This window comes from Aeromicrobium sp. REDSEA-S32_B7, from assembly GCF_001626145.1.
Taxonomy (GTDB): Bacteria; Actinomycetota; Actinomycetes; order Propionibacteriales; family Nocardioidaceae; genus Aeromicrobium; species Aeromicrobium erythreum.
Window position 1 is genome coordinate 1 of sequence record NZ_LUNF01000255.1, and the last position, 8,668, is coordinate 8,668.

At 71.4% G+C, this 8,668-nt stretch carries 9 protein-coding genes; 4 read left to right on the forward strand and 5 right to left on the reverse strand.

Annotated elements, in window-relative coordinates; translation table 11 throughout:
- Together A6Q79_RS15920 and A6Q79_RS15925 are read right to left on the reverse strand one after the other, a co-directional pair.
- Window positions 1-1,934 (reverse strand): carboxypeptidase-like regulatory domain-containing protein (locus A6Q79_RS15920; RefSeq protein WP_317698744.1); only part of this gene is annotated, 1,934 nt, incomplete at its 3' end.
- Window positions 1,935-2,098: 164 nt separating this feature from the next.
- Window positions 2,099-2,998: a bestrophin family protein gene (locus A6Q79_RS15925; RefSeq protein WP_286690443.1), complete on the reverse strand. Its 900-nt coding sequence runs from the start codon at window positions 2,996-2,998 to the stop codon at window positions 2,099-2,101.
- 386 nt (window positions 2,999-3,384) lie between these two features.
- Here A6Q79_RS15925 and A6Q79_RS15930 point away from each other — a divergent pair, with 386 nt between their 5' ends.
- Window positions 3,385-3,870 carry an alpha/beta hydrolase fold domain-containing protein gene (locus A6Q79_RS15930; protein WP_317698745.1) on the forward strand — a complete coding sequence of 162 codons (486 nt, stop codon included), beginning with the start codon at window positions 3,385-3,387 and terminating at the stop codon, window positions 3,868-3,870.
- A 40-nt stretch (window positions 3,871-3,910) separates the two neighbouring features.
- Here A6Q79_RS15930 and A6Q79_RS15935 read toward each other — a convergent pair whose 3' ends face one another.
- Window positions 3,911-4,174, reverse strand: a complete 264-nt coding sequence (locus A6Q79_RS15935) for a hypothetical protein (protein ID WP_317698746.1) — start codon at window positions 4,172-4,174, stop codon at window positions 3,911-3,913.
- 98 nt (window positions 4,175-4,272) lie between these two features.
- Here A6Q79_RS15935 and A6Q79_RS15940 point away from each other — a divergent pair, with 98 nt between their 5' ends.
- The 3 genes from A6Q79_RS15940 (at window position 4,273) to A6Q79_RS15950 (ending at window position 6,539) form a co-directional block, all read left to right on the forward strand.
- On the forward strand, window positions 4,273-4,635 hold the full coding sequence (locus A6Q79_RS15940) for a hypothetical protein (protein WP_317698747.1): 363 nt from the start codon (window positions 4,273-4,275) through the stop codon (window positions 4,633-4,635).
- A 141-nt stretch (window positions 4,636-4,776) separates the two neighbouring features.
- Window positions 4,777-5,871, forward strand: a complete 1,095-nt coding sequence (locus tag A6Q79_RS15945) for an LLM class flavin-dependent oxidoreductase (RefSeq protein WP_286690445.1) — start codon at window positions 4,777-4,779, stop codon at window positions 5,869-5,871.
- Window positions 5,868-6,539: an NADPH-dependent F420 reductase gene (locus A6Q79_RS15950; RefSeq protein WP_286690446.1), complete on the forward strand. Its 672-nt coding sequence runs from the start codon at window positions 5,868-5,870 to the stop codon at window positions 6,537-6,539. The genes A6Q79_RS15945 and A6Q79_RS15950 overlap by 4 nt, the downstream gene beginning before the upstream one ends.
- On the opposite strand, the gene A6Q79_RS15955 is transcribed toward A6Q79_RS15950, so the two are convergent.
- Window positions 6,536-6,958: a hypothetical protein gene (locus A6Q79_RS15955; RefSeq protein ID WP_286690447.1), complete on the reverse strand. Its 423-nt coding sequence runs from the start codon at window positions 6,956-6,958 to the stop codon at window positions 6,536-6,538. The genes A6Q79_RS15950 and A6Q79_RS15955 overlap by 4 nt on opposite strands.
- Before the next feature lie 714 nt (window positions 6,959-7,672).
- Window positions 7,673-8,668, reverse strand: a 996-nt coding sequence (locus A6Q79_RS15960; RefSeq protein ID WP_317698748.1) for an acyl-CoA desaturase, incomplete at its 5' end; no start/stop codon positions are given.

The window sequence follows — 8,668 nt, forward strand, 5'->3', positions numbered from 1 at the left end:
AAGTAGTAGCCCGAGGTCTCGTCGTTCGACTGAGGGTCGGCGACGCACGCCGACTCGTCGCCCTGGACGAGGACCTTGTACTGCCCGGCGCTGAGCCCGGAGATGGTGAAGGTGCCCGTCGAGGAGGACGACACTGCGGACCGCGTGGTCAGCGTGCCGTCGGCCGACACGGCCAGGACCGAGCAGCGCAGCGGCTCGCCCCGCGTGTCGAGCACACGGCCCGTGATCGTGGCACCGGTGCGCAGCGTCGCGTTGACCGACGGCGTCGTCTTGCCCGCCGTCACCTTGACCGCCGTGGCGCTCGCGCGTCCCTGCGTCTCCGGGACGTTCTTGAAGAACTGCCCGGTGGCGAGCGACGAACCGCTCGAGCGTGCGAACTGCACCTGGTAGGAGCCGGCGGCCAGACCCGGCACGGCGTACGTCCAGCTGGTGCCGGAGCCCCGCTTCGACGCGACCACGCTCGAGACGAGGTCACCGGACGCCGGGTCGATGACGTCGACGGTGCGCGCGACCCGGTCGCTGACGCCCTTCGGCAGCGTGATGGTGCCCGACACGGTGGCGCCGGCGGTGAGCTTCACGGTCGACAGGCGGGTGCGCGTGCCGTCCTTGACGGTGACCGGCGTGCCCGCGTCCAGCGAGGTCTTGCCGAGGTAGACCTGGGGCGCGTACGCCGGGTTGCCCGGGAAGACCTGCACGGCGTACGTGCCGGCCGGGACGTCGCCGATGACGTAGCCGCCGCGGCTGTCGGTCGACGACTCGTCGACCTGGGTCCAGGTGCCGGACTCCGCCTTCGCGTAGACGACGACGGTCGCGCCGGGAGCGGCCTTGCCGGTCGGCAGCTGCACGGCACCGGAGACCGAGCCGGGCTTGGTGAGGCTGAGGTCGATGCCGGTGACGACCTGGCTGGTCTCGACCGTGATCGGGGTGCCTTCGGTGCCTCCGCCGTAGTAGGTGTCGGGGTACTCGTTCGAGACGGCCTTCACGCGGTAGGTGCCGGCCACGAGGGGTCCGAAGCCGAACCGCCCCTCCGCGTCGAGGTAGCCACCGTCGACGTCGTCGACCTGCGACCACGTGCCGGTGGCCGGGTCGCGTCGCTCGATCGTCGTGAAGGAGTTGTCGGTGTCGACCGGGGCGCCGCTGGCCAGGGTCAGACGACCCTCGATGCGGCCCGCACGGGCCAGCTCGGCGTCGACGCCGGGGAGGGTGCCGCCGGCGGTGACCGTCACGTCCTGGCCGGCGTCGCGGGTGGCGGCGTCGTTCCAGTACTCCGTGTAGTGGTAGCCGTTGCCGTCGTAGAAGCGCAGCTTGTAGCTGCCGGGCTGCAGGACGAGGTCGTAGGCGTGGTCCTCCTCGAAGACCGGTGCGAAGCCGGCCGTTCCCCAGGTGCCCGTCGCCGGGTCGCGGTACTGGGCGATGACGGCGAGGTTGTCGTGGCGCAGGTCGGGCTGTCCCGTGACGGTGCCGGAGACGACCCCGCCCTCGGGGGAGGTGATGTCGACGGTGGTGGTGCGTCCGGCGGGGACCTTCACGGTCGTGGCGGACTCGACCGTGCGGGCGGCGGGGTGGAAGACGGGTGCGAGGTTCGTGAAGGTCGTCTCGCCCGTCTCCTCGTCGTAGCTCGACAGCGACTGCGGCGCGACGCCGATGCGGTACTGGGTGGCGTCCAGTCCCTCGTCGAAGCGGTAGACGCCGTTCTCGTCGCTGAAGACCTGCTGCGTCGAGCTCCACAGCGGGGTCTGGCCGGGCTCCGCGATGTTGACGTAGAGCTCGACCCCGGTGGACACCGGGTGGCCGTCGAAGGAGGTGATGGTGCCGGTGACGACCGTGGTGGCGGCCTGGGCGGGTGCGGTGCCGGCGAGGATGCCGAGCAGGAGGGCGGAGGCGGTGACGAGCGCGAGCACGGCGCGCTGCAGGGGGACGGGGCGTGGGATCACGGGGGACTTCCGATCGGTAGGACTCGGTGCACCCTAGGACCGCGTCCGACGCCACGTCCGGCGAATGAACAAGTTTCGCGCACCTTCTGCGAAGCGCTGCGCGGCGTGCCCCGGACGAGGCAGGATGGGTGCTTCCGCTCAGTGCCGGATCGGCAGCCGTCGTGTCACCAGAGCACCTGTCCGACGGGGTTCACCGGGCCGGGGGCGTCCGCACCGATCATCTCGAGCAGGTCGATCTCGATCGTGCGGCTGATCGCCGTCATCGGGACGTCGTGCACGTCGTCGGAGAACGGGTCCGCGAGGTCCTTGCCGACCTGGACCGCGAGCAGGAACATCATGCCGACCAGGCCCGAGCCGATCGGCGTCCACCACTGCAGGTCCTGGTAGACCGCGAACGGCAGGATGATGCAGAACGTGCGGGCGAAGAACGACGGCAGCAGCCGGTACTGCACGGGCAGCGGGGTCTTCTTGATCCGCTCCAGGCCGCCCTGCGCGTCGGTCAGGACGCTGAGCGTCGACTCGACCTGCACGCGGGCGAAGTCGTCGATCATGCCGCGACGACGCGCCTCGGCGAGGAGCCGACCCAGGTGGGTGAGCGTGGCCGTCGGGCCGCTGCTGGCGTTCTTGACCCGGACGGCGGCGTCACGCGAGAGGTAGCGGTCGATCTCCGGCGGGGGGTCCTGCTGGCGCAGCGACGTCCGCAGGCTGTGCACGTAGGCGATCTGGGCGCGCACCATGTCGGGGCCGAGCTCGCGCCGCGCGTTCGGCACGGTCGGGTCGAGCAGCGTGGTCGCCTCGCGTGCCACGTTCCGCGAGTGGTTGACGATGCTGCCCCAGAGGGTGCGCGCCTCCCACCACCGCGCGTAGCCCGCGTTGACCATGAAGCCGAGGAACAGGGCGATGGCCGTGCCGTAGAGCGTGTACTGGATCGTGATGCCCGGGAACTCGAACCAGTTCAGCTGGAACGCGACGGTCACCCCGACGTCCCAGGTGAGCAGCATGATCGTCGGCACGAGCAGCGGTCGCCAGACGGATGCTGACCTCGGGAGGCGCGAGGTGATCATGCGTCAAGCCTTGCGTGGACAGCGTCGGACCGCAGGTCAGAAGGGCGCGTCCGTCCCTGAGGAGCCGCCAAGAGTTCGTCGACGGCACGGGTCGCTCGCGTCGACGGCCCGGTGGTGGTCTCGGACGTCCCCTGGTACTGGTGGGAGGACGACGTCGACGAGAGGGAACACATGCTCGGCTGGTCCACCGATCCTCGCAGGCGGCATCCGTTCACCGTGCTGTACATGCGGCTGATGTGGCTGCGTCGTGACAAGCAGGCCTTCGAGGGCGCGCAGCGCACGCTGCGCACCGCCAGGAGACGTCAGCAGTCGGGCGACGCCCCGCCGACACGACGGGCCCGGTGGGTGCACCGGGTGGGACGCGCGCATCGGCACGGGATGACCGTGTGGTCGGTGCAGCCACGACGTCGTCGTCCCGTCGTCCGCGTGGTCTACCTGCACGGTGGCGGCTACGTGCACCCGCTGACGTCGGACTACTGGAGGCTGGTGTCGGCCCTGGCGCGGACGCCGGCCCTCGTGGAGGTCCCGGCCTACCCGCTGGCCCCGGACGCGACCGTCGACAGTCCGGGCTGCGCGCGGCCGGGCGCTGGTGGGCCGGCCGACGCGACCCGGCCGACCCCGAGGTCAGCCCGCAGGCGACGAGGCTCGACGGGCTGCCGCCGGTCGACGTCCTCGTGGGCGACCGGGACATCCTGCGTCCGGCGGTCGAGACGCTCGCGGAACGGGCGCGGGACGCGGACGTCGACCTGCGCGTGCACGAGGTGACGAGCATGTTCCACGTGTGGATGACCCGAGCGATCCCCGAGGGGCGTCGGACACGACGCGCGCTCGTCGCGCTGCTGCGCACGACGGCGGCGAGCCCGCCGGGCTGAGTCGGTGGCCCGCCGCGGCGGGGGCGACGGCGCGCGACGTTCAGACCACGCGGAACACGACGGCCAGGCGTTGACGGACGCCCGGGACGTCGATGCCGGCGTCGCCGGAGCGCAGGAGCAAGCTCTCCAGCTCTGCAGGAAGCACCACCGCGACGCCGCGGGTGGTCACGCCGTCGGCGGCCGGGCCGTCGCCGGCGACGCAGAGGACGGGATGCACCGGCACGTCGGCGCCCACGACGTCGCGCACCGCGGCGGCCTGCTTGAGCACCGTGTCGACGGGCCGCGAGACGGTGCGTCGGCCCACGACGAGGCGCTCGCTGCGGGGGCGCAGCCGGCCACCCTCGACGACGGCGTGACGACGACGTGGTCGAGGGTCGTCGAGGACCCCGGCACCCGACGCCCGTGGAGCAGTCGGACGTCGTGGTCGCGCAGCTGGTCGAGGCGGTGCCGCAGGTCGGCGTGCGCTGTGGGAGAGACGGCCGGCGCGAGCTCGTCGTCACCGGTCCGACGGTGCCGCGCCGCGGCGGCCAGGGCGGCACCGCCCTCGCAGTCGACGCACCGGACCGAGCCGTGGTCGGGGTCGGCGACGGCGGTCGTGCGCGGTGCGAGCGCGCTGGAGCAGAGGCTGCACGTGCCAGGTCGGCGCAGGACGATGCGCCGCTCGCCCGTCGGCGTCTCGGACCGGTGGCGTCCGTACGCGGGTCGCTCCACCTCGTGCACCGTCACCGTCTGATCCCCTCGCTCTCCACGACCGTCGGTGGCTGAACCGTACGCGTTCCGGGGCTGTCCCGCAGGGATTGACGCGCCGCGGGTGGGGCAGGCGGAATAGTGGGGGAGGGCCGGTGCTTGAAGTAGATGAATTTTGAACTACTTTTGGTCGAGAGACGACAGCGGAAGGTGACCAGCATGACCACGCAGACCGACGACACCACGACGACCCCCGCCGTGCAGTTCGGGCTCGACACGTTCGGCGACATCCCCCTCGGACCCGACGGAGAGCTGCTGTCGCACGCGGACGCCATCCGCCAGGTCGTCGAGGAGGCCGTGCTCGCCGACCGGGTCGGCGTCGACGTCATGGCGCTCGGCGAGCACCACCGCGACGACTTCGCCATTTCCAGCCCCGAGACGGTGCTGGCCGGCATCGCCTCGCGCACGGAGCGGATCCGGCTGGCGTCGGGCGTGACCGTGCTGTCCTCCGACGACCCGGTGCGCGTGTTCCAGCGCTTCGCGACGCTCGACGCGCTGTCGAACGGTCGGGCGCAGGTGATCCTCGGCCGCGGCTCCTTCACCGAGTCGTTCCCGCTCTTCGGCTTCGACCTCGCCGACTACGACGTGCTCTTCGAGGAGAAGATCCAGCTGTTCACCGAGCTGCTGAAGGAGCAGCCGGTGACGTGGTCGGGCACCACCCGCGCGCCGCTCGAGGGCGCCGACGTCTTCCCGAAGACGGACTCCGGCCACCTCGACACCTGGGTCGGGGTCGGCGGCTCGCCGCAGTCGGTCGTCCGCGCCGCGCACTACGGCCTGCCGCTCATGATCGCCATCATCGGCGGGTCGCCCGACCGGTTCGCGCCCTACCTGGAGCTGTACGGCCGGGCCGCGGAGAAGTTCGGCACGACCGCGCACCCGGTCGGCATGCACTCGCCCGGGTTCGTCGCCGACACCGACGAGGCCGCCGCACGCATCGCCTGGCCGCACTTCAAGGCGTCGCGCGACCGCATCGGCCGTGACCGCGGCTGGCCGCCGGTCACGCCGCGTGACTACGAGCGCGAGATCGCGCACGGCTCGCTCTACCTCGGGTCGCCCGAGACGGTCGCCCAGAAGATGGCTGCGGCCATTCGCACGCTCGGCGTCGGTCGGTTCGACATGATCTACACGACCGGGTCGACGCCCGCCGCCGACCGTCTGCGGTCGGTCGAGCTGTACGGCACCGAGGTGATCCCGCGGGTACGCGAGCTGCTGGCGGCCGACGCGACGGTGCCGGCCGCGGCGGCGCAGGCATGACCACCGTCGGCATCCTCGGCGCGGGCAAGGTCGGCACCGTCCTGGCCCGCCTCGCCGTGGCGGCCGGCCACGAGGTGCTGGTGGCGGGCTCGGGCCCGGCGGAGGACATCGAGCTGACCGTCGACGTGCTCGCACCCGGTGCGACGTCGACCGTCGCCGACGACGCTGCCCGCCGCGCCGACGTCGTCGTGCTGGCACTGCCCCTCGGCAAGCACCGCACCGTCCCGGCGGAGGCGCTGGCTGGCAAGGTCGTCGTCGACGCGATGAACTACTGGTGGGAGGTCGACGGCGTCCGTGACGACCTGACCGATCCCCGCACGTCGACCAGCGAGGTCGTGCAGGCGTTCCTGCCCGAGGCGCGCGTCGTGAAGGCGTTCAACCACATGGGCTACCACGACCTCGAGGACGGTGCGCAGCCGTCGGGCTCGGCCGACCGGCGGGCGATCGCGGTCGCGGGCGACGACGGCGACGCCGTGGCCGCGGCGTCGCGGCTCGTCGACGAGCTCGGCTTCGACCCCGTGGTCGTGGGGCCCCTGGCCGACGGAGTGCGTCTGGAGCCGGGGACGGAGCCGTTCGGCGCGAACGTCGGCGCCGACGAGCTGCGCGCGATGGTGGCGCGCTTCCCCGAGTCCGAGCGCGGCCGAGAGGTGCTCGCCGCCCGCACCTAGCCGATCAGCTCGTCGGGCGCGATGATGCGGGGCCCGAGGTCGGTGGCGAAGAAGAGGGCCCGGCTCGAGAACGCCGCGGCCTGCAGGTGACGGTGCAGGGCGCGGCACCACCGCAGGTCGGCCGCCGTCATGACGGGTGAGCGACCGGGCCGGGCCTTCATGAGCGCCACCCCGCCTCCCGGCGCCAGCTCCTCGACGGTCTCCGCGAGCCGCTCGACGAGCAGGCCGAGCATCCCGTCGTCGGGCGCAGCAGCCTGGTGCTCGTCGTACAGGTGGATCACCGGACCCACGATCCGCGCCCGTCGGTCGAGCACGAGCACGAACAGCTGCGGCGCCGAGTACCCGAAGCCGCCGTCGACGAACCGCCACGCGGCGGTCAGGGCGGCCGTGGTCGAGAGCGAGCAGTCGAGAGGACTCATCCCCTCAGCCTCCCCACGCGACTCCGGGAGGCCCAGTGCTCGTCCACAGGGGGCGCCGACCTGCGGCTGCGTCGGTGCGGCTTCTCGTGGCCCGCGCGGCTTCGACTCGTCCTGCGCTCCGAAAGGGCCTCGACCGGGCGGCTGGCGACGGCGCTGGTCTGGGGTCTCGGGCTGCGGGTCGGTGCTGGGGGTGGACGCACGATCCTGCGTGTGCGCCCCCTCAGCGGTGGATCTGCCACCTTCTGAGGCCTGTACAGGTGGCATATCCACCGCCGGCGGGGTCAGACGTGGCAGCGCTTCTCCCTTCTCGTGGACCGTGCCACGAGAAGGGAGAAGCGCTGCCCACCCCACCCCCAAGGGCAACCAAGATTCTCCCTTCGTGCGCTCGGGCCCAACGCTTCTGCGTTGGTGACGGGATCCCGTAGCAAACGCAGAAGCCTTGGCCTTCAGCCCACCAACGCAGATCCTTGCGTCCGACGCGAGCCACAGCCCGAGACCCCAGACCAGCGCACCGCCCAGCCGCCCGGTCGAGGCCCTTTCGGAGACCACCTCCAGCGCCAGCCGAGGCAGCGCACCAGCAGGTCCGGACCCCCTGCGCCAGCGCACCAGGAAGGTCACGACGACCGCAGCCGCAGGTCGACGAGGACCGCGCACCCAAGGAAAAACCACCACCGCCCCCACCCGAACGGGTGGGGGCGGTGTGGGGTTGGTCCGTCAGGCGGCGGCGGGGGTGGCCTCGGCGGGGGCCGGGGCGGCCTGGCGCGGCTTGCGGTCGGGGAGGGCGAAGCGGCAAATCTTCTTGGCGACGCTGAAGAGCTGCTTGTGCAGCGGGCCGGTGTTGTACTCGATGCCGTAGCGCTCGCAGATCTCCTGGACCTCGACGGAGATGGCCCGGTAGCGGCGGGCCGGGATGTCGGGGAACAGGTGGTGCTCGATCTGGTGCGACAGGTTGCCCGACATCAGGTGCAGCAGCTCGCCGCCGCTGATGTTCGCCGAGCCGAGCAGCTGGCGGTAGTACCAGTGGCCGCGCGACTCGTCCTCGCACTCCTCCTCGGTGAACGTCGCGACGCCCGCGGGGAAGTGGCCGCAGAAGATGATGTTGAACGCCCACACGTTGCGGACGAGGTTCGCGGCGGCGTTGCCGGCGAGGGTCAGCGGGAACAGGGGGCCGGTGAGGGCGGGGAAGACGACGTAGTCCTTCAGGGCCTGCTTCTTCACCTTCTTCATGATCGCGGAGTGCATGTGCGCGTTCTCCTCGATCTTGCGCTTGCCCTTCACGATGTTCTCGACCTCGAGGTCGTGCATGGCCACGCCCCACTCGAAGAAGACCATCAGCAGGAACGCGTACAGCGGGTTGCCCAGGTAGTAGGGGTGCCACTTCTGGTCGGCGTCCATGCGCAGGATGCCGTAGCCGATGTCGCGGTCCTTGCCGAGGATGTTGGTGAACGTGTGGTGGATGTAGTTGTGGCTGTACTTCCACTGCTCGCCCGGGCACACGTTGTCCCAGTCGTAGATGCGCGAGCTGAGGTTCGGGTCGCCCATCCAGTCGTACTGGCCGTGCATGACGTTGTGACCGATCTCCATGTTCTCGAGGATCTTGGAGAGGCTGAGCGCGGCGACGGCCAGCGGCCACGCCGGCGGCACGTAGAAGAGGGCGCGGCCGGCGACCTCAAGCTGCTGCTGGCGCTTGACGACGCCGCGGATGTACTT

Excerpts from the sequence above, each read along its gene's own strand:
- A6Q79_RS15945 (WP_286690445.1), top strand. The coding sequence starts at position 4,777 with ATGACCACGCAGACCGACGACACCACGACGACCCCCGCCGTGCAGTTC.
- A6Q79_RS15925 (WP_286690443.1), bottom strand. The coding sequence starts at position 2,998 with ATGATCACCTCGCGCCTCCCGAGGTCAGCATCCGTCTGGCGACCGCTG.
- A6Q79_RS15950 (WP_286690446.1), top strand. The coding sequence starts at position 5,868 with ATGACCACCGTCGGCATCCTCGGCGCGGGCAAGGTCGGCACCGTCCTG.
- A6Q79_RS15955 (WP_286690447.1), bottom strand. The coding sequence starts at position 6,958 with ATGAGTCCTCTCGACTGCTCGCTCTCGACCACGGCCGCCCTGACCGCC.